The sequence below is a fragment of the Roseateles hydrophilus genome (assembly GCF_026712245.1).
Taxonomy (GTDB): Bacteria; Pseudomonadota; Gammaproteobacteria; order Burkholderiales; family Burkholderiaceae_C; genus Pelomonas; species Pelomonas hydrophilus.
Genome location: NZ_JAPPUY010000002.1, coordinates 389451 through 409591 on the forward strand (window position 1 = coordinate 389451; position 20141 = coordinate 409591).

Annotated in this window: 17 protein-coding genes and 1 riboswitch; of the genes, 5 read left to right on the forward strand and 12 right to left on the reverse strand. The window is 69.4% G+C overall.

Going from position 1 to position 20141, the window contains the following annotated elements; all coding sequences use genetic code 11:
* Nucleotides 1-10: 10 nt before the first annotated feature.
* The 9 genes from NYO99_RS08940 to NYO99_RS08980 form a co-directional block, all read right to left on the reverse strand.
* Nucleotides 11-481 carry a low molecular weight protein-tyrosine-phosphatase gene (locus tag NYO99_RS08940; protein ID WP_268166826.1) on the reverse strand — a complete coding sequence of 157 codons (471 nt, stop codon included), beginning with the start codon at nucleotides 479-481 and terminating at the stop codon, nucleotides 11-13.
* Nucleotides 482-489: 8 nt separating this feature from the next.
* On the reverse strand, nucleotides 490-1746 hold the full coding sequence (locus NYO99_RS08945; protein WP_268166827.1) for a putative Na+/H+ antiporter: 1257 nt from the start codon (nucleotides 1744-1746) through the stop codon (nucleotides 490-492).
* 131 nt (nucleotides 1747-1877) lie between these two features.
* On the reverse strand, nucleotides 1878-4199 hold the full coding sequence (locus tag NYO99_RS08950) for a TonB-dependent receptor plug domain-containing protein (RefSeq protein ID WP_268166828.1): 2322 nt from the start codon (nucleotides 4197-4199) through the stop codon (nucleotides 1878-1880).
* Nucleotides 4200-4324: 125 nt separating this feature from the next.
* A complete protein-coding gene (locus NYO99_RS08955; protein WP_268166829.1) occupies nucleotides 4325-4939 on the reverse strand; it encodes an OmpW/AlkL family protein in 615 nt (204 codons plus the stop codon).
* 129 nt (nucleotides 4940-5068) lie between these two features.
* Nucleotides 5069-5908, reverse strand: coding sequence for a methylenetetrahydrofolate reductase [NAD(P)H] (metF, locus tag NYO99_RS08960; protein WP_268166830.1), 840 nt, complete (start codon nucleotides 5906-5908; stop codon nucleotides 5069-5071).
* Nucleotides 5905-6651, reverse strand: coding sequence for a TlyA family RNA methyltransferase (locus NYO99_RS08965; protein WP_268166831.1), 747 nt, complete (start codon nucleotides 6649-6651; stop codon nucleotides 5905-5907). The genes metF and NYO99_RS08965 overlap by 4 nt, the downstream gene beginning before the upstream one ends.
* 87 nt (nucleotides 6652-6738) lie before the next feature.
* The gene (ahcY, locus tag NYO99_RS08970; protein WP_268166832.1) at nucleotides 6739-8157 is read right to left on the reverse strand and encodes an adenosylhomocysteinase; all 1419 of its coding nucleotides are present in this window, start codon (nucleotides 8155-8157) and stop codon (nucleotides 6739-6741) included.
* A gap of 72 nt (nucleotides 8158-8229) precedes the next feature.
* Nucleotides 8230-8307, reverse strand: a riboswitch (S-adenosyl-L-homocysteine riboswitch).
* A gap of 36 nt (nucleotides 8308-8343) precedes the next feature.
* Complete coding sequence (gene ppk2 / locus NYO99_RS08975; protein WP_268166833.1) at nucleotides 8344-9516, reverse strand: polyphosphate kinase 2; 1173 nt, start codon at nucleotides 9514-9516, stop codon at nucleotides 8344-8346.
* An 89-nt stretch (nucleotides 9517-9605) separates the two neighbouring features.
* Nucleotides 9606-10697 carry a DNA glycosylase AlkZ-like family protein gene (locus tag NYO99_RS08980; protein WP_268166834.1) on the reverse strand — a complete coding sequence of 364 codons (1092 nt, stop codon included), beginning with the start codon at nucleotides 10695-10697 and terminating at the stop codon, nucleotides 9606-9608.
* 145 nt (nucleotides 10698-10842) lie between these two features.
* On the opposite strand from NYO99_RS08980, the gene yajC reads away from it, so the two are divergent.
* Genes yajC through NYO99_RS09000 form a run of 4 tightly spaced genes read left to right on the forward strand, consistent with a single transcriptional unit; the run spans nucleotide 10843 to nucleotide 16648 of the window.
* The gene (yajC, locus tag NYO99_RS08985; protein ID WP_268166835.1) at nucleotides 10843-11166 is read left to right on the forward strand and encodes a preprotein translocase subunit YajC; all 324 of its coding nucleotides are present in this window, start codon (nucleotides 10843-10845) and stop codon (nucleotides 11164-11166) included.
* Between the two features lie 55 nt (nucleotides 11167-11221).
* Nucleotides 11222-13120: a protein translocase subunit SecD gene (secD, locus tag NYO99_RS08990; protein ID WP_268166836.1), complete on the forward strand. Its 1899-nt coding sequence runs from the start codon at nucleotides 11222-11224 to the stop codon at nucleotides 13118-13120.
* 12 nt (nucleotides 13121-13132) lie between these two features.
* Complete coding sequence (gene secF, locus NYO99_RS08995; protein WP_268166837.1) at nucleotides 13133-14167, forward strand: protein translocase subunit SecF; 1035 nt, start codon at nucleotides 13133-13135, stop codon at nucleotides 14165-14167.
* 42 nt (nucleotides 14168-14209) lie between these two features.
* Nucleotides 14210-16648 (forward strand): DUF1631 family protein, encoded by a 2439-nt coding sequence (locus tag NYO99_RS09000; protein WP_268166838.1) that lies wholly within the window; start codon nucleotides 14210-14212, stop codon nucleotides 16646-16648.
* A 46-nt stretch (nucleotides 16649-16694) separates the two neighbouring features.
* Here the strand turns inward: NYO99_RS09000 and NYO99_RS09005 are convergent, their stop codons facing one another.
* The 3 genes from NYO99_RS09005 to NYO99_RS09015 form a co-directional block, all read right to left on the reverse strand.
* Nucleotides 16695-17147: a Smg family protein gene (locus NYO99_RS09005; protein ID WP_268166839.1), complete on the reverse strand. Its 453-nt coding sequence runs from the start codon at nucleotides 17145-17147 to the stop codon at nucleotides 16695-16697.
* An 86-nt stretch (nucleotides 17148-17233) separates the two neighbouring features.
* The gene (gene dprA, locus NYO99_RS09010; RefSeq protein ID WP_268166840.1) at nucleotides 17234-18319 is read right to left on the reverse strand and encodes a DNA-processing protein DprA; all 1086 of its coding nucleotides are present in this window, start codon (nucleotides 18317-18319) and stop codon (nucleotides 17234-17236) included.
* Nucleotides 18319-19473: a LysM peptidoglycan-binding domain-containing protein gene (locus NYO99_RS09015; RefSeq protein ID WP_268166841.1), complete on the reverse strand. Its 1155-nt coding sequence runs from the start codon at nucleotides 19471-19473 to the stop codon at nucleotides 18319-18321. The genes dprA and NYO99_RS09015 overlap by 1 nt, the downstream gene beginning before the upstream one ends.
* 129 nt (nucleotides 19474-19602) lie before the next feature.
* Here NYO99_RS09015 and def point away from each other — a divergent pair, with 129 nt between their 5' ends.
* On the forward strand, nucleotides 19603-20139 hold the full coding sequence (gene def, locus NYO99_RS09020; protein ID WP_268166842.1) for a peptide deformylase: 537 nt from the start codon (nucleotides 19603-19605) through the stop codon (nucleotides 20137-20139).
* The last annotated feature ends 2 nt before the right edge of the window (nucleotides 20140-20141 follow it).

The window sequence follows — 20141 nt, forward strand, 5'->3', positions numbered from 1 at the left end:
CGCGGCGGGCTCAGCGGCGGCGCAGTTCGGCCGCGATGAGGCCGTCGCAGGCAGCTTCCACCAGGTCCAGCACGGCCTCGAAGCCAGCGTCGCCGCCGTAGTACGGGTCGGGCACCTCGCGCTGGCCCAGCTGCGGCGCGTAGTCCAGCAGCAGCTTCAGCCTGTCGCGCTGGCCCGGTGGGCACAGGCGTTCGGCGTGGGCGAGGTTGTCGTCGTCCATGGCGAGCACGAGGTCGAAGCGCTCGAAGTCTTCGGCCACCAACTGGCGGGCCCGCAGGCCGCTGAGGTCGTAGCCGCGCCGGCGTGCGTGCGCCTGGCTGCGCGCATCGGGCGGGGCGCCAGCGTGCCAGCCGTGCGTGCCGGCCGAGTCCACCTCGGCGTGCAGGCCGGCGGCCTGCAGCTTGGCGCGCATGACGCCGTCCGCCGTCGGGCTGCGGCAGATGTTGCCCATGCAGAAGAACAGGATGCGCGGCGCCGGCATGGCGGCGCTCACAGCAGCAGGAATGCGGCGGCTGCCAGCACCGTGGGCAGCAGCGCGCCCAGCAGCAGGCCGCCGGCGCCGATGGACTCGTCCTCGAAGCCGCGCTTGAGCAGCGCGACGCCGGCCGGGTTGGGCGCGTTGGCAATCACCGTCAAGCCGCCGCCGGCCACGGCGCCGGCCACGAGCATGTACTTGGCGTCATCGGAGATGCCAGCGATCAGCGAGCCGAGGTAGGTCAGTGCCGCGTTGTCGGTGACGGCCGTGAGGCCCAGCGCGCCGAAGAACAGCGCCAGCGGCTCCAGGCTGGAGACGATGGGCTGCAGCCACCAGGCCTGCATGCCGCCCAGCACCACGAGGCCGGCCAGGAAGAAGCCCACCAGCAGCGCTTCCTTCAGGATCAGCGGGCTCTGGTGGCGCTCGTAGGCCTGCGTGAAGCCGAGGAAGAGCAGGAACAGCCCCAGGAAGGCCACCGGGTGGTGGGCCAGCAGCACGACGCCGGCCAGCAGCGCCAGGTGAACCAGCACCACGGGCAGCGGCACCGGCGCCTCCTTGGCCGCGGCGTCGGCGCTGCTGCCGTGCAGGTGCTTGCGCAGCAGCACCGTGGCCAGCGTGGCGTTGGCCAGCACGGCCACGGCCGCTTTCCAGCCGAAGTGGCTGAACATGAAGGCGCTGTCCCACTGCCAGGTGGCGGCCACCATCAGCACCGGCGGCGCGGCATAGGAGGTCAGCGTGCCGCCGATGGAGATGTTGACGAACAGCACGCCCAGCGCGAAGTACTTGATGCGCTCGGGCACGTCGGGGCGGAACACCTGCGGCGCCAGCATCAGCGCGGCGATGGTCATGGCGGCGGGCTCGGTGATGACCGAGCCCAGCAGCGGCACGGCCGCCAGGCCCAGCCAGGCGCTGGCCAGCGCATTGGGCATCGGCAGCAGGCGGGCGGTGGTGTCCACGGCCCACACCACCGTGCGCAGCACCGGCCGCGAGGCGGCCACCACCATGACGACGAAGACGAACAGCGGCTCGGTGTAGTTGCGTGACTCGGCATAGGCCAGCGCCTGCGCGCCGCCCTGGCCCAACGCCATGGTCAGGATGAGCACGATGGCCCAGAAACCGAACACCACCTCCACCTCGCCCAGCAGATGGAACAGGCCCGCATGGCGCGGGAAGCGGTGGGACAGGCGCTCGAACTGCTTGGCCGCGAAGGTGTGGGCCAGGGCCAGCGCGAAGAGTGCGAGGGCGGTGTACTGCAGGGCGGTGTCGGACATGGCAGCCTTATCTGCGGGGCCGGTGTGCGGCCCACGGGTCACATGCGAGGCGGCCCGACCATCGCAGAAGTCCTGCCGCCCCGACGTGGCGAGGCGGCACCCGGCGCGCAGTGTAGCGAGCCGGCCGCCGCCTAGAAGCGCATGTCGGCGCGCAGCGAGACGACGCGGAAGGTCTTGTTGCGCGACCAGCTCTCGGTCAGGTACTCACGCTGCGTCACGCTGTTCAGGCTGGTGCCCTCGGAGCTGTCCTCGGCGTCGCGCGGCAGCAGGTTGGCCATGGACAGCCGCCAGTTGATGCCGTCGCGCACGGCGCCGCTGCTCCAGGACAGGTAGGCATCGAACTGGCGGCGCGCCGTGATGTCACGGCGCAGCGTTTCGGTCACCTGTTCGCGTGTGGCGGGCACGTAGTTGGCGTTGAAGCCGCTGCCGAAGTTCAGCCCCCAGGCCTTCCAGCGGTGGTCGATGCCGACGTTGAAGCTGCCGCGCGGCTGCTGGTCGATGCGGTTGCTGTTGCCGGGCAGGCCCTTGACCTGGTTCTTGAACACGGCGGCGTTGAAGCGCAGCAGCATCATCTGCAGCTCGGCCGGGGCGTCTTCCCACAGCTCGTCCATGCGGGCCTTGAACTCGAACTCCAGCCCCATGCGTCGCGCGCTGCCCATGTTGCGCGGGCGGCTGACCCAGCGCTGGGCGGTGTCCCAGCTCACGGTCTCCAGCTGCACCTGGCTGCGGATCAGCTGCTTGATGTCGCGCAGGAAGGCGCTGCCCGAGATGATGCCGCCGGTGGGCAGCCAGTGCTCCAGGCTGAGGTCGGCGCCGGTGGCCAGCTCGGGCTTGAGGTCGGGGTTGCCGGCGCGGTCGGCGTGGGTCTGGTAGTTGGGGCCGTCGGGGTAGGTGGTGTTGATGGTGGGGCGGGCGGCCAGGTCGTTCAGGTTGGGCGCGCGGTAGCTGCGCGTGAGCGCCAGGCGCACCTGGTCCTTGGGGAAGGCGGCGGGCCGCCACAGGATGTGGAACAGCGGCGACGTGACCTGCGAGACGTTGCGCGTCTCGGGCAGCGCGCCCGCGGCGGCCGCCGTGGTCTCGATGCGCTCATAGCGCAGGCCGGCGTAGAACGCCCACTGCCGGCTGGGGCTCCACTCGTCCTGCGTGAAGGCGGCGAAGCGCTGGTTGCGCGTGGCCAGCGTGTTGCCGAAGCGCACCAGGCCCGGCAGCGGCGCGCCGTTGACCAGCGTGTCGACCACCTGCGTGCGCTGGCTGCGCTCGGCTTCGGCGCCGGTGACCCACTGGTGCTCCTGCGCGGTCTTGAGGCTCCAGCGGCCGTTCAGGCTGGTTTGGTCTTCGTCCACCGTGCTGCGGTCGACCTGGGTGCGGTCGGTGCTGGTGCCGCCAAAGGTCTGCTGGTCGCGGCGTTCGCTGTGACGGGTGTTGCGGGAGGTGCCGGTGCCCAGGCGCAGGCTGAAACTCTCGCCCGCCTGCGGGCGGTAATCGGCCGACAGGTTCAGTCGCAGGTTGTGGTTCTTGGCGTCGTTGTCGCTGTGGACATCGCGAACGCGCGTGCCCGCGGAGTTGTACTGGCTGCTGCCTTCGTTCTGCGACAGGAAGAACGACGGCGTGATGTTCAGGTTCAGCGTGTCGCTGTATTTCCAGCGCAGCCGGGCGTTGCCGTTGAGGCTGGTGTTTTGGCTCTCGCTGGTGCCGATCTGGGTGTTCTGCTCGATGACCTCGCCGGTCAGCGTGTCGGTGCGGCGGTTGCCCGAGTCGACGTTGTTGTAGAAGCGCCGGATGGCGCCGTTGGTGGAGATGGCGCCGACGAACTCATCGCCATTCGGGCCGCCCCACTTCAGGTTGCGCGTCCAGCTGGCATCGGCCTGGGGCTCGTTGCGGTCCCAGCCCAGGCCCATGCGTACCTCGTGGTTGGACTTCTGCAGCGGCTCGCGCAGCACGATGTTGATGGTGCCGGCGATGGCCCGCGTGCCGGTGGCTGCGGTGGGGGCGCGGTAGATCTCGATGCGCTCGATCTGGTCGGGCGGCAGGTCTTCCACGGCGAAGCCCGGCGGCGGGCGTTCCTCGTCGATGAGGATCTGCGTGGCGCCGCCGCCCATGCCGCGCATGCGGATGTCGCCGCCGCGGCCCGGCCGGCCGCCCAGCGTCACGCCCGGCAGGCGGCGCAGCACGTCGCCCAGCACGACGTCGCCGTACTTCTCCAGGTCCTCGCGCTCGATGACGATCTTGCTGGCCGTGCTGTTGCGGCGGCGGCTGTTGGCCGTGGGGCCGCTGCTGACCTCCACGCGCTCCAGCTTGTTGTCCTTGCTCTCGGCGGCCGGTGCAGCCGCTGGCGGCGCGGCAGGCGCCTTGGCGGCGGGCGCAGGGGGCGTGGCAGGTGGCGTCTGCGCCAGGGCCTGTGCGCTGACGGCACAGATGCACGGCGCGGTCAGCGCAAGGAGGAGGCGGCTCATGGCCGCGCATTCTGGAGGGCGGCCGTGAGTGTGGCTCACGTAAAGCGCTCATTTACATGAGCGCCGGTTGAGCGGTGCTGCGCGGCTCGCCGCCGCACCGCTCGTCATCCCCCGCGAGGGATGCCTCAGAAGCGCCAGCCCAGGCCCACGCTGGCCAGCGTCGGGTTGACCTTGAACTTGCCGGCCGAGGCGCCGTTGGAGTACACGGTCGTGCCCAGGTTCACCTTCTTCACGTCGAAGTTCAGGTAGGTGCCCTTGCTGATCTCGATGTCGGTGCCCACCTGCCAGGCCAGGCCGAAGCTGTTGTGCTTGATGCCGGGCTTGAGCGCGGTGGCCACGGCCGGCGCGAACTTCACGCTGGAGAAGTTGGTGTAGTTCACGCCCACGCCCACGTAGGGGCGCACGGTGGTGTCGGGGCTGAAGTGGTACTGCAGCGTCAGCGTGGGCGGCAGGTGCTTGAGCGAGCCGATCTCGGTGCCGTTGGAGTACAGGCGCTGCTTCTGCGGGTAGGTCAGGATCAGCTCGGCCGCGATGTTGGGCGTCACGAAGTAGCTGAAGTCGACTTCGGGCAGGGTCTTGTTGTTGATGGACAGGCCCAGGCCGGTGCTGTCCTTGTTGGCCGAGTCCAGGTGCACGGCGCGCACGCGAACCATCAGCGGGCCCTCGTTGGCCTGGGCCGGTTGCAGGGCGAGGGCGGCAACGGCGAGGGCGGCCAGACGCAGGGGGGTAGCGAACTTCATCAATGACTCCTGGTGAATGGGACGTGTCCCGATGGCAGTCATTGAACGCGCCGCCCGCCCGGCGCGATTTGAGCCAACACAAGCTGCCGCGGCGGGCGCGCCGCGCTCAGCAGGTGGCTTTGTGCTGGATCAAGCTTGTGTGCCGAGTCCGAGGCGTTCGCACAACGCCAGCGTCAGCGCGCTCTGGTTGAGCGTATAGAAGTGGATGCCCGGCGCGCCACCGGCGATGAGCCGCTCGCACAGTCGCGTCACCACGTCCAGGCCGAAGGCACGGATGCTGGCGGCGTCGTCCATGAAGCCTTCCATCTTCATCTGCACCCAGCGCGGGATCTCGATGCCGTCGCGTTGCGCGAACTGCGCAATGCGGCCGTAGTTGTGGAAGGGCATGATGCCCGGCGTGATGGGCTGCGTGACACCCAGGCGCCGCGCCTCGTCGACGAAGTGGAAGTAGGCGTCGGGGTTGAAGAAGAACTGCGTGATCGCACCGTCGGCACCGGCGCGCATCTTGTCAGCGAAGTGCTGCAGGTCGCGCGCGGCGTAGCGCTGCTGCGGGTGTGTCTCGGGGTAGGCGGCCACCTCGATGTGCCAGTCCGGCCCCTGCGTCTCGCGGATGAAGCTCACCAGCTCCGACGCGTAGCGGAACTCGCCCGCCGTGGCCGTGCCGCTGGGCAGGTCGCCGCGCAGCGCGACGACGCGGCGGATGCCGCGCTCGCGGTAGGTGGCCAGGATCTCGGCGATGTTCTCGCGCGTGGAGCCCACGCAGGACAGGTGCGGTGCGGCGTCGAAGCCGGCGCCGGCGATGTCCATCACCGCGGAGAGTGTCTTGTCGCGCGTGGAGCCGCCCGCGCCGTAGGTGACGCTGAAGTACTGGGGCTTGAGCGCACCCAGTTCCTGCACCACGGTCTTGAGCTTGTCGACACCGACCGGCGTGTTGGGCGGAAAGAATTCGAAGGAAACGGACGTGCTCATCGGGACGCGTGTAGAAAGAATTCGCGGTTGCCATCACCGCCGGTGATGGGGCTGTCGAAGTAGTCGAGCACCTTCAGGCCCAGTGCGGTGCAGGCCAGGCGCACGCGGGCCTCCAGCGTGGCGTAGTCGGCCTCGTCCTTGATGAGGCCGCGCTTGTCCAGCGCCTGGGGGCCCAGCTCGAACTGCGGCTTGATCAGCAGCAGCAGGTGGCCGTGCACCTCCAGCCAGGGCAGCAGGTACGGCAGGCTGCCCACCATGGTGATGAAGCTCAGGTCGCCCACGATGAGCGTGAAGCCGCCCGTGGGCGTGTGCGGGCGCAGCGCGTCGAGCTCGCGCACGTGCACGCCTTCCAGCGCGGTGACGCGCGGGTCGGCCTGCAGCCGGGCGTGCAGCTGGCCGTGGCCCACGTCCACGCCCACCACATGGCGCACGCCGTTGGCCAGCAGGCAGTCGGTGAAACCGCCGGTGCTCTGGCCCACATCGAGCACGGTGTGGTCGGTCAGATCCAGCCCTGTGCGGGCCAGCGCGCCTTCCAGCTTGAGCCCGCCGCGCGACACGTAGCGCAGCTCCGCGTCGTCGGTGACGCGCAGCTGCGCCGTCTCGGGCAGGTCCTCGCCGGCCTTTTTCAGCGCGGCCCAGCCGGTGGGCGCCGCCCATTCGGCCGCGCCGTTGGCGATGAGGCGCTGGGCCACCGAGCGGGTCGGGGCCAGGCCTTGGGCGACGAGGAGCTGGTCAGCGCGCATGTCAGCGGCGCCCGGCCGCCCGAAGGCGCTGACGCGCCCACTCGGGGGGCAGCGAGCGGAGTGAGCGTGGGGGCTGCATGGCTGGGATCAGTAGCGGTAGGTGTTGGCCTTGAACGGACCGGTCTTGCTCACGCCGATGTAGGCCGCCTGCTCGTCGGTCAGTTGCGACAGCTGCGCGTTCAGCGTGGTCAGCTGCAGCAGGGCGACCTTCTCGTCCAGGTGCTTGGGCAGCACGTAGACCTTGCCGGCTTCGTAGCGTTCCTTGTGGGCGAACAGCTCGATCTGGGCGATGGTCTGGTTGGCGAAGGACGAGCTCATCACGTAGCTCGGGTGGCCCGTGCCGCAGCCCAGGTTCACCAGGCGGCCTTTGGCCAGCAGGATGATCTTCTTGCCGTCCGGGAAGGTGACGTGGTCCACCTGCGGCTTGATCTCATCCCACACGCAGTTCTCGATGGACGCGACGTCGATCTCATTGTCGAAGTGGCCGATGTTGCAGACGATGCTGTTTTCCTTCATCGCCTCCATGTGCTCGCGGCGGATGACGTTCTTGTTGCCGGTGGCGGTCACGAAGATGTCGGCCTTGTCGGCGGCGTATTCCATCGTCACGACGCGGTAGCCTTCCATCGCGGCCTGCAGCGCGCAGATGGGGTCGATCTCGGTCACCCACACCTGGGCCGACAGCGCGCGCAGCGCCTGGGCCGAGCCCTTGCCCACGTCGCCGTAGCCGGCCACCACGGCGATCTTGCCGGCCACCATCACGTCGGTGGCGCGCTTGATGGCGTCCACCAGGCTTTCGCGGCAGCCGTAGAGGTTGTCGAACTTGCTCTTGGTGACGCTGTCGTTGACGTTGATGGCGCGGAACTGCAGCGTGCCCTTGGCCGCCATCTCGTTCAGGCGCAGCACGCCGGTGGTGGTTTCTTCGGTCACGCCGATGATCTCGGCGGCCTTGCGGGTGTACCAGGTGCCGTCTTCGGCGACCTTCTTCTTGATCGCGGCGAACAGGATGCGCTCTTCCTCGCTGCCCGGGTTGGCCAGCACGGAGAGGTCCTTCTCGGCCTTCTGGCCCAGGTGCATCAGCAGCGTCGCGTCGCCGCCGTCGTCCAGGATCATGTTCGGGCCTTCGCCGGCCGCGCCCTTGGCGCCGAAGTCGAAGATGCGGTGGGTGTAGTCCCAGTAGTCTTCCAGCGTCTCGCCCTTGTAGGCGAACACCGGCGTGCCCACGGCGGCCAGCGCGGCGGCGGCGTGGTCTTGCGTCGAGAAGATGTTGCACGAGGCCCAGCGCACTTCGGCGCCCAGGGCTTGCAGCGTCTCGACCAGCACGGCCGTCTGGATGGTCATGTGCAGCGAGCCGGCGACGCGGGCGCCCTTGAGCGGCTGGCTGGCGGCGTATTCCTTGCGGATGGCCATGAGCGCCGGCATCTCGTGCTCGGCGATCTTGATTTCCTTGCGGCCCCAGTCGGCCAGCGACAGGTCCTTGACGATGTGGGCGGGGAGGTTGGCGGTCATGACGGCTCCTTCAGGGAATGAAGCCGCTGGCGCGTGCCGGGGGGAGTACAGGTCTCACCCCGACCATCGGTCAGCGGGTGAGCGCAGTTGCAGGGTGACTGTTCCGAGCCTGGCCTCAAGGGTGCTGAGGTTGCAACGCTCCTCGGAAGCCCTGGATTCTAGCGATGCCCGGCGCCGCGTGCGCGCTCAGCCTGCGCCGCCGCCTGCCAACAAATCGTCGCCCGGCAGGGAGACGAGTGCCGGCCGCCCGACGATGAGCGGGTCCACAGCGCCCACGCGCTCGGGTTTGCGCTCGGCGTAGGGCAGGCGGTTCAGCACGAAGCGCATCGCGTTCAGGCGCGCGCGCTTCTTGCAGTCGCTCTTGATCACGGTCCAGGGCGCGTCGGACGTGTCGCAGTGCAGGAACATGGCCTCCTTGGCCCGCGTGTAGTCGTCCCACTTGTCCAGGCTGGCCATGTCGATGGGGCTGAGCTTCCACTGCTTGAGCGGGTGCAGCTTGCGCTCCTTGAAGCGGCGGCGCTGCTCGTCGCGGCTGACCGAGAACCAGAACTTGAACAGGTGGATGCCCGAGCGCACCAGCTGGCGCTCGAACTCCGGCGTCTGGCGCAGGAACTCCTGGTACTCCGCCTCGGAGCAAAAGCCCATGACGCGCTCGACGCCGGCGCGGTTGTACCAACTGCGGTCGAACAGCACGATCTCGCCGGCCGTGGGCAGGTGGGCCACGTAGCGCTGGAAGTACCACTGGCCGCGTTCCACCTCGCTGGGCTTCTCCAGCGCCACGACGCGGGCGCCGCGCGGGTTGAGGTGCTCCATGAAGCGCTTGATCGTGCCGCCCTTGCCGGCCGCGTCGCGCCCTTCGAACAGGATGACGACGCGCGCGCCGGTTTCCTTCACCCAGGCCTGCAGCTTCAGCAGTTCCATCTGCAGCCGGTATTTCTGCTTCTCGTAGTTCTTGCGTGACAGCAGGTTGCGGTACGGGTAGCCGCCCTGCCGCCAGCGCGGGTTCAGCGCGGTGTCAGCGTCCGTCTCGGCCTCCGGCGTCACGGCGTCCTCGTGCTGGCGCAGCGCGCGGCGCAGATGGCGGCGCTCGTCGGGCGAACTGCCGTCCAGCAGCGTGGCGAGGTCCTCCGCCAGCGCCTGCGGGCCGGCATCGCCCTGCTGGTGGCGGCGCAGCAGCTCGGCCAGCGTCTCGCTGCCCATGGCCTGGTGGCGCGTGGTGGCGCGGGCGACGCGGTGCTTCTCGAGCCCGGCCGCGTCCAGCCGGGGCGCGGTGTCGCCGGCCGCGGCGCGGCGAGCGCTGCTGCGGCGCGGGGTCGGGCGCACGGGTTCGGCGCTGCGGGCGCGGGGCGGGGTGGGCATGGGCGTCGCTCCTCGTTGTGACAGGGGTGTGACGATGCTGCGCGCGGCCGCGCCGGCCGGGCTTGATCGCGGTCAAGCCCGTGGGAGCTTCAGCCGTCGAGGCCGAGGAAGTCGTGCAGGCGTGCCACCTCGGCGTCCAGCGCCGGAGCGAAGGCGGCCTCGCGCGGCGGCTTGCCGGCCACATAGCCGACCTCCACACGCAGCGCGCCGGCTTTGACGCTGGCATTGGCCCAGCCGATGACCTGGTCGCGCCACAGCAGCGGCAGCGCATAGTGGCCGCGCACGCGCTTGGCGGCGGGCGTGTAGGCCTCGAAGCGGTAGGCCCAGCCCCAGAGCAGCTCGAAGCGACGGCGGTCCCACACCACGGGGTCGAAGGGCGCCAGCAGTCGCACTTGGGCCGGGATGCGCCAGCCGCGCGTGGGGTCTTCGTCGGCGGGCCAGTACCAGTCCACACCGTCCACGCGGGCATGTGCCAGCCGCGCCTTGGCCCGGGCCAGCGTGGGCTTGCGCAGCGCCTCCCACTGGTGGGCGGCGTGAAACAGCATGTTGATGAGTTGCGACAGGCTGCCAGCGGGCAGTGGCGCGTACTTCTGGATCACCACGTCGGCCAGCGCGTCCATGGCGGCTTGGGGGTCGGGATGGGCTTGCCAGGGCGCGGCGAGTCGGTAGACGCGCGTGCCGCTGTCGCGCCGTGCCACGTCCAGGTGGCCGCGGTAGTGCAGGCCGTCCAGCAGCTCGGTGGACAGTCGGCTGTTGCCACCGAACCAGTTCTTCACGGCGCCCTGGCCCAGCGCGGCGTCCACGTCGGCGGGGTGGGCGTCGCCCAGTCGTTCGACCTCGGCCAGCACGGCATGCGCCAACTGCCAGCGCGCGGCGTCCCAGTGGCGGCGAGCGCTGCGCGGGTGCATGAGCGCACGCAGCGCCGGCGTCACGAAGCCGTAGTTGATGAAGAAGTCTTCCTGCAGCGCCAGCTTCGGGTAGCGGCGCTCCAGGTCGCCGGCCCGGTAGCCGTTGACGCGGTGGCGCAGCGTCAGGTCCTGGGCCCGGGCCGGCGCGCGCAGCGGGTCGGCCTGGACAAAGCCGCCGAGGCGCTCCACGGCGGCCATCAGCGTGGTGGGGGTGAACAGGCTGCGCGCGACGGCATGGCGGCGCAGCGCCGCAAGGTCGGGGGAGGCGTTCATGCGGGGCGGCGTCAGCGGTCGGAGCGGCAGGGTGTTCCAGGGTAGCAGGCGGGCGGATCGAAGCGCGCCCCGGCACTAGAATCCAAGGTTGCTTTGCGGTGGCTGCGGCCGCCCGACAAGCGATCAGATCTTCAAGGAAATCAACGTGTTCATCTCCAACGCCTACGCCCAGGCCGCCGCTCCGGCCGCCAGTCCCGAGTCCGGCCTCCTCGGCATGCTGCCGCTGGTGCTGATGTTTGTGGTGCTCTATTTCGTCATGATCCGGCCGCAGATGAAGCGCCAGAAGGAGCACAAGGCCATGATCGAGGCGCTGGCCAAGGGTGACGAGGTCGTCACGGCCGGCGGCATCGCCGGCAAGGTGAGCAAGCTGGGTGACAGCTTTGTGCACATCGAGGTGGCCAATGGTGTGGAGCTGCAACTGCAGCGCAGCGCCATCACCCAGGTTCTCCCCAAGGGCAGCTTGAAGTAAGCCGGCACGGCGCCACCTCCGGTTGCCCGCTGCGGCGCTGATCAGAAAGTCTCGAATGAACCGCTATCCGCTCTGGAAGTACGCGATCCTGCTCGTCGCGTTGCTGATCGGCACGCTCTACACCCTGCCCAATTTCTTCGGCGAAGCGCCGGCGGTGCAGGTGTCCAGCGGCAAGGTGACCGTCAAGGTCGACGCCTCGATGCAGGAGCGCGTCGAGGCCGCGCTGAAGGCTGCCGGCGTCCAGGCGGACTACGTGCAGTTCGACGGCAACTCGGTGAAGGCCCGCTTCAGCGACACCGACACGCAGATCAAGGCCAAGGACGCGATCAGCAGGGCGCTGAACCCGGATACTGCCGATCCGTCCTACATCGTTGCGCTGAATCTGCTGTCGCGCTCGCCGCAGTGGCTGACGGCGCTGCATGCCAACCCGATGTACCTGGGCCTGGACCTGCGTGGCGGCGTGCACTTCCTGATGCAGGTCGACATGAAGGCGGCCCTGACCAAGAAGGCCGAATCGCTGACCGGCGACGTGCGCACCCTGCTGCGCGAGAAGAACATCCGCCACGCCGGCATCAGCCGCGACGGCAACACCGTGGTGGTGGCCTTCCGTGACGCCGCACAGCGCACGGCAGCGCAGGCGGTGCTGAAAGACCAGCTGTCCGACATCGTCTGGACGCCGCTGGGCGAGGGCAGCGAGCTGCGCCTGAATGGCGAGCTGTCGCCGCAGGCGCGCACGGCCACGCAGGACGCTGCGATCAAGCAGAACATCACGACGCTGCACAACCGCGTCAATGAGCTGGGTGTGGCCGAACCCATCATCCAGCAGCAGGGCGCCGACCGCGTCGTCGTGCAGCTGCCGGGTGTGCAGGACACCGCCAAGGCCAAGGACATCATCGGTCGCACCGCCACGCTGGAGCTGCGCATGGTGGACGACAGCGCCGAGGCCATCGAGGCGTTGAAGGGCAACGGCCCCGTGCCCTTCGGCACCGAGCGCTACATCGACCGCGGCTTCGGCCCCATCATCGTGAAGCGCCAGGTGCTCGTCACGGGGGACAACCTGTCCGACGCGCAGACCGGCTTCGACGACAAGCAGCAGCCCGCCGTGCACCTGACGATGGACGCCAAGGGCGGCCGCATCATGAAGGAGGTCTCGCGCGAGAACGTCGGCAAGCGCATGGCCATCCTGATCTTCGAGAAGGGCAAGGGCGAGGTCGTCACCGCGCCGACCATCAACTCCGAGATCAGCAACCGCTTCTACATCTCCGGCGCCATGACCACGCAGGAGGCGGCCGACACCGCGCTGCTGCTGCGCGCCGGCTCGCTGGCCGCGCCGATGGAAATCATCGAAGAGCGCACCATCGGCCCGAGCCTCGGCCAGGAGAACATCGAGAAGGGCATCGCCAGCGTGACCTGGGGCTTCGTGGCCGTGGCCGTGTTCATGTGCGTGTACTACCTGCTGTTCGGCGTGTTCTCGTCGCTGGCACTGGGCTTCAACCTGCTGCTGCTGATGGCCGTGCTGTCCATGATGCAGGCCACGCTGAGCCTGCCGGGCATCGCCGCCATGGCGCTGGCGCTGGGCATGGCCATCGACTCCAACGTGCTGATCAACGAGCGCGTGCGTGAGGAGCTGCGCAACGGGCTGCCGCCGCAGCAGGCCATCAACCTCGGCTACAAGCACGCCTGGGACACCATCCTGGACTCCAACGTGACGACGCTGATCTGCGGCCTGGCGCTGCTGATCTTCGGCTCCGGCCCGATCAAGGGCTTCGCCGTCGTTCACTGCCTGGGCATCCTGACCTCGATGTTCTCGTCCGTCGTGTTCTCGCGCGGCCTTGTGAACCTCTGGTACGGCCGCCAGAAGAAGCTCAAGAGCGTCTCCATCGGTCAGGTCTGGCGGCCTGACGGCGCCCCGCAGCCGGCCGCCGAGGCCACCGACGACGCCGCCAAGGCCTGAGGACAGCACCCCATGGAACTCTTCCGTATCAAGCGGGACATCCCGTTCATGAAGCATGCGTTGATCCTCAACGCGATCAGCTTCATCACCTTCGCCGCCGCCGTGTTCTTCCTGGTCACGCGCGGGCTGCACTTCTCCATCGAGTTCACCGGCGGCACCGTCGTCGAGGTGGCGTATCCGCAGGCGGCCGAGATCGACAAGACCCGCCACACCATCGAGAAGATGGGCTACGGCGAGGTGCAGGTGCAGAACTTCGGTTCGTCGCGTGACGTGATGATCCGGCTGCCTGTGCGCCCTGGCGAGAAGCAGACCGAGGTGGTCGGCAAGGTCTTTGCCGAGCTGTGCAAGGCCGAGGCCGGCACGGTCAGCGAACACCAGGAGGTGACGGCCCAGGGCGAGCAGGTCAGCAAGCAGAGCTGCAAGACCGCCGCTGGCGCCGAACCCATCCAGTTGTCGCGCTCAGAGGTTGTTGGCCCGGCCGTGGGTGAGGAACTGGCCTGGGATGCCGCCAAGGCGCTGGCCATGACCGTCATCGGCATCATCATCTACTTGGCCATCCGCTTCGAGTGGAAGTTCGCGCTCGCCGGCGTCATCGCCAACCTGCACGACGTGGTCATCATCCTGGGCTTCTTCGCCTTCTTCCAGTGGGAGTTCTCGCTGGCGGTGCTGGCGGCCATCCTGGCGGTGCTGGGCTACTCGGTGAACGAGTCCGTCGTCATCTTCGACCGGGTGCGCGAGACCTTCCGCAAGTTCCGCAAGCTGGACACGCGCGAAGTCATCGACCACGCCATCACGTCCACCATCAGCCGCACCATCATCACCCACGGCTCCACGCAGCTGGTGGTGGTGTCCATGCTGCTGTTCGGCGGCCCGACGCTGAAGTTCTTCGCCGTCGCCCTGACCATCGGCATCCTGTTCGGCATCTACTCCTCCGTGTTCGTGGCGGCCGCCATTGCGATGTGGCTGGGTGTCAAGCGCGAGGACCTCGTGAAGGCCCCCGTGAATCGCGACGACCCCAACGACCCGAACGCCGGGGCCGTCGTGTAGAGTGACTTCGAACTGCCACCATCGCCGCGCCCTAACGCTCCCATGACCGCCGCCCGCAACCAGGCCCTGGCCACCCAGGCACGGCGCGTCTATCTCGAAGCCCTGGTGCGGGGCATGACACCCCTGGTGGCCGCGGTCGGCCAGGGGGCCGCGCAGCTGCTGTCGCAGGGCGCGCCGCATGCGGTCATGCTGGCGCGGCGTGATGCGGTGCAGGCGTGGCAGAAACTGGGCCCCAACTGGCAGATGGCCGTCGTCGGCGCACTGCGCCATGCGGCCCAGCATGGGGTCAGCGACAACGCCCGCGAGCACGACACCGCCGCGGCGCCCCAGACGCACAAGATGAGCTTGGTGGACGACTCCACCATCGAGCGCGAGATCACCAGCTCGCGGCTGTCGCTGGTCATGATGGACCGCGCGACCTGGGAGTTCACCGACCTGCGCACCCGCATGCAGACGCTGGAGGCTCATGACGACCTCGAGCCGCTGGATCTGCTGCGCGCCCATGTCATTGCCCGCATCGCACTGGACGCCTGGACTCGCGTCGGTCTGGACGCTCCCATCTGGCAGCTGCTGCATCACGAGCTGCATGAGGAGTTCGCCCAGCTCATCAGCGAGGCCTATCACGAGACCAACCGGTGGCTGATCGCGCAGAAGGTGCTGCCCGAGGTGGACCTGCGGCCCTTCATCCGCCGCACGGCCCAGGCCGCGCGGGACGCCGCGGCTGCGGTGGGCGGCGGGCCGGGCGCCCCTGCAGCGGCGACGCCGGTGGCGCCGACCTCCGGTCTGGCGCCCCTGTCTACACCGTCCGGCAGCGGCGAGCTGCCCCGCAGCCGCGCCAGTTCACAAGCCGACGAGGTGATGGCGCAGCTGCAGCGCGTGCTGGCCCGCCATGTGCCGGGCTTCCCGGTCACCAAGAGCCAGGTGCCGGCGCGCCCCGGCGCCGGCAAGCCCAGCCTGGCCGGGTTGGGCGCCACGACTGTCACGCCCGAGGCGGCCATGGCCAAGCCCTCGCTGGCCGATGCCGAGCCGGCAGCGCCGGCGTCGCCGCGGCTGATGGGTGCCATCCGCCATGCGCAGGACGCGTTCCAGCGCCGGCCCGCGCCTGCCGGGGCTGCGGCGCCCGCGGTCGGCGGCGACAGCGGCCCGAGCGCGCCGCGCCAGCTGGAGGAGATCGGCGCTCGCAACCAGGCCTTCAAGCAGGTCCTCAAGCAGGCCGCCAATTCGCCCGCCGAGCGCGCCACCATCGAGATCGTGGCCATGATGTTCCAGAGCATCCTGACCGAGGAGCGCATCCCGGCGTCGGTGCGCGTCTGGTTCGCCCGGCTGCAGATGCCGGTGCTGCGCGTGGCCGTGTCCGAGCCTGACTTCTTCGCCGCCGCCGATCACCCGGCGCGCCGCCTCATCGACCGCATGGGCGCCTGCGTGATGGGCTTCAATGCGGCTCAGGTCTCCGGCCCCGGCACGGAACGCGCCAGCGGCGACGCACTGGAGCGCGAGATCAAGCGCGTCGTGCAGGTCGTCGAGGCCTACCCCGACACCGGCCGGCGAGTCTTCGCGACCGTGCTGACGGAGTTCGAAAAGTTCCTCGATCATTACTTCGAGAACGAGAACCAGGCCTCCAAGCGCGGCGTCTCGCTGGCCCAGCAGGTCGAGCAGCGCGAGACGCTGGCCATCCAGTACACCATCGAGCTGCGCAAGATGCTGTCCGAGGTGCCGGTGCAGGACGGCGTGCGCGACTTCCTGTTCCACGTCTGGGCCGACGTGCTGGCCGTCACGGCCGTGCGCGCCGGCGCGCAGTCCGACGTCACCAAGGCCATGAAGCGCGCGGCGGCCGACCTGATCTGGAGCGCCAGCGCCAAGTCCTCTCGCGAGGAGCGTGCGGACGTCATCCGCCGCCTCCCGCCACTGCTCAAGACCCTGCGCGACGGCATGAGCCACGCCGGCTTGCCGACCGACAAGCAGGACGACCATGTGCGCCTGCTCAACAACGCGCTGGCGGCCGCCTTCACTGCCAAGACGGCGGCCATCCCGCGCGAGCGCCTGGACGAGCTGATGGACCAGCTGGAAACACTGGAAGCCATGCTGCCCGAGGACATCTCGGGCGACAGCCATGTCGACGAGATGCTGGTGCGCGACCTGTCCGGCCACGAGTCCGACGGCATGGAGGTCGTCGCCGAAGGCGGCTCCGCGCCGACGCCGGCCATGGTCGCCTGGGCGCGCGAGCTGCAGGTGGGCGGCTGGTTCATGCTGGACTACCGCGGCCGCAACGAGCAGGTGCAGCTGGCCTGGCGCGGGCTGCGCAAGCAGCTGGCGTTGTTCGTCACGCCCAAGGGCCGTGGCGTGCTGTTCTCGCTGAACCGCATGGCCGCCTTCCTGCAGGCCGGCCTGTTGCTGCCGGCGCAGGATGAGGCACTGACCGTGCAGGCCACGCGCAAGGCGCTGGCCAAGCTCGATGCTGACCCGAACCAGCTGCTGAAATGAAAACGGCGCCGCAAGGGGCGCCGTGTTGCTGCAGTGAAGCAGATGCTCAGTGAATCAGCCTGTCCTCGGGGGCGACGAACAGCTCGTCGAGGATGAGCGCGTCGGGCTCTTCGCCCAGGCTCCAGAACACCATCAGCACGATGATCTTCAGGTCGTCCAGCTCCATGCCGTTGCCGGCGATGGCCATGGCGCGGTCGATGACCATCTCGCGCATCGGGCCGGGCAGCACGCCAGCGGATTCCAGGAAGCTGATGAAGCTGATGGAGGCCTCGCCGAGGTGGTCGATCTCAGACGCGGAGTACACGCGCAGTGCATGCGGGCTCTGCTCGGCCTGCACCGCCTCGCCCGCCGCCGCCAGGCCTTGCAGCCAGCTCAGCGCCTCCTGGATTTCCTCGTTCTCGAAGCCCACCGCCGTCAGCTTGCGCGTCAGCTGCGCATGGTCGGGGCAGGCGTCCGGGCGCCAGTAGGTCTCGTAGAGATAAACCAGGACATCGAACATCGTGAGGGGATGATAGCCCAGCGTTTCGGCCCGTCCGGCTGCGAATAACCCCCTGGATCAGCCCCTCATGTTCGCAGCTAAGCTCGCTATCCCTTGCTGCGGCGCTGGAACAGCTGACCGGCCAGCCGTGCCACTTCGCCGTCCAGTTCCAGCTCCAGCAGGGCCGCGCTGAGTTCGGCAGCCGGCCAGCCGCTGCGGGCCATCAGCGCATCCAGGCTGACAGGGTCAAAGCCCATCGCGTCCAGCAGCGCCTGCTGCTCGTGCGGCGTCTCGGTGATCTCGGGTGCGGTCGCTGGCGTGACGCCGGACAGCTCCTCCAGCACATCCTGCGCCGACTCCACGAGCTTGGCGCCTTGGCGGATCAGCGCATGGCAGCCGCGTGCCTGCGGCGAATGGATGGAGCCGGGAATGGCGAACACCTCGCGCCCTGCCTCGACGGCCAGCCGTGCGGTGATCAGCGAGCCCGACTGCACGGCCGCCTCCACCACCAGGCAGCCCTGGCTCAGGCCGGCAATCAGGCGGTTGCGGCGGGGAAAGTTGGCGGGCAGCACCGGCGTGCCCAGCGAGTACTCGCTGAGGATGAGGCCACCCGCGGCCAGCAGCCGCGCCGCCAGGCCGGCGTTGCGGCGCGGGTAGACCTGGTCCAGCCCCGTGCCGACGATGGCGATGGTGGCGCCGCCGGCGTCGATCGCGCCCTCGTGCGCGGCGGCGTCCACGCCCAGCGCCAGGCCCGAGACGATGGTGTAGCCGGCCCGCGCCAGCGCCTCGGCGAAGGCGCGGGCGTTGTCGCCGCCCTGGGCCGTGGGGTTGCGGCTGCCCACGACGGCCAGCGACGGCGTGGCCAGCAGTTCGCGCCGGCCCTGCAGCCACAGCAGCAGCGGCGGGTCGGCGGTGGCCAGCAGCTGGGGCGGGTAGTCCGGGTCGCCCAGCGCCATCAGCGCGTGGCCGGGTTGGGCCAGCCAGGCCTGTGCCTTGTCGATGAGCTCAGCCAGGTGCTCGGGCGGCTGGTTGAAGGCGCCGCGCTGCTTGGGCGGCAGGGCCTGGTCCAGCGCAGCGGCCGGCAGCTGGAAGACTGCTTCGGCGCTGCCCGCCATGGCCAGCAGCCGCCGCGCGGCGCCCGGGCCAACGCTTTCGGTCAGCCGCAGCCAGGCGGCCAGCTCGGCCGGGGCCATCAGGGTTGTGTGAAGCGGTCGCCGGGCTTGACCGGCTCCTTCACCGAGATGATGAGCGCGTAGGACACACGCTCGTAGACCTCGAAGACGAACAGCACGCCGTGGCGCTCGTCGGGCAGCTTGATGGCCTGCGGGCGGTCCTGCGTCTTGTCGACGGCCGCATCGCCGTCACGCCACAGCGCGAACACATGGCCGCGCTCGACGCCGTCGCGCTTGCCGCGGTTCAGCGCCACGATCTGGTTCTGCCCGGCGTTGATGGCCTCGCCATAGATGGCAGCAATCTGGCCCGTCATCGGCCGGTCGGGTGCGTGGGGCACGTACCGCTCGAGGTTGCGCTGCGGCGCCGGGGCGAGGCGGTCGCCCACGCCCACCTCCTGCTTGGCCAGGCTGATCTGCAGCGTGGCGGGCACGATCTCGGTCTTGCCGTTGGCCAGTTGGCGGTTCTCGCCCTGGCGGATCAGGTCGGCGGTGCCGACGTAGGGTGCTTCGTAGCCCAGGATCTCGTTGCTGGCCGGGTCGCGCAGCACACGCGAAGTGCGGAAGATGCGGAAGTCCGTTGCGCCGCGGAAGTCGCCACGGGCGTAGGCCAGGTCGCCCTTGCCCAGCAGCACATGGCCTTCCTGCGTGGCGACGATGCGCGGTGCGTTGGCCAGCGCGTCGGTGTCGAAGATGACGGCGTCGGTCAGGAAGGCTTGGATCAGGTGCAGCGGGATGGACGGGATGGCGCTGTTGTCCAGGGCCGAGATGCGCATCTGCGGGCGCAGCTTGACGGTGTCTCCCGCGCTGCCGCCCACGCGCTGGCCGAGTTGCAGGCGTGCGCGGCCGTCCACCTTGACCAGGTGCAGGATCTGGCCTGGGTAGATCAGGTGCGGGTTGCGGATCTGCTCGCGGTTCATGCCCCACAGCTCCGGCCAGCGCCAGGGGCTCTTCAGGAACAGCTGGGAGATGTCCCACAGCGTGTCACCGGCGACGACGGTGTGGCTGTCGGGCGCGTTGGGGGCCAGCTCGGACAGCGGCACGCCGGCGCCCGCCACTTGCTCGGCCACGCGGCGCTGTTCGGCGGTAACGGGAAAGGTCTGCGCCCAGGCGGCGGTTGTCGCGAGGGTCAGGCAGGCCGCAAGAACAGCGAGGTAGGCGGGGCGGGCAGCGGGCATCAGGCGCGGTCTCCGAGGGGGGATTGCCGGATCGGCGAAAATCCCGGCGATTCTGCCCGCATTCAACCCCGGCGGCCGGTGCTTGCGAGTGCTTACAAAGCGCGCGCCGTGGCCGGCGGCCCACATCCCATGGCTCAACTCAACATCCTCCGCTACCCCGACCCGCGCCTGCACACCGTCGCCAAGCCCGTGGCCGAGGTCGACGCGCGCATCCGCCAGCTGGTGGATGACATGCTGGAAACCATGTACGCCGCCGACGGCGTGGGCCTGGCCGCCACGCAGGTGGACGTGCATGAGCGCGTCGTCGTCATCGACACCTCGCAGGAGCGCGACACGCCGCGCGTGCTGATCAACCCCGAGATCATCCAGCGCAGCGAGCGCATGGTGGACGGCGAGGAGGGCTGCCTGTCGGTGCCCACCATCTACGACAAGGTGCCGCGCCATGCCGAGGTGACCGTGCGCGCCACCAACCGCGATGGCGAGGTCTACGAATTCAGCGCCGACGGCCTGCTCGCCGTGTGCGTGCAGCATGAGCTGGACCACCTCGCCGGCAAGGTGTTCGTGGAGTACCTGAGCCCGCTCAAGCGCGACCGCATCAAGACCAAGCTGGTCAAGAAGGCCCGCGAGGACGAGGCCGAAGCCCGCCGTCGCCCGTCGCGGATCTGAGC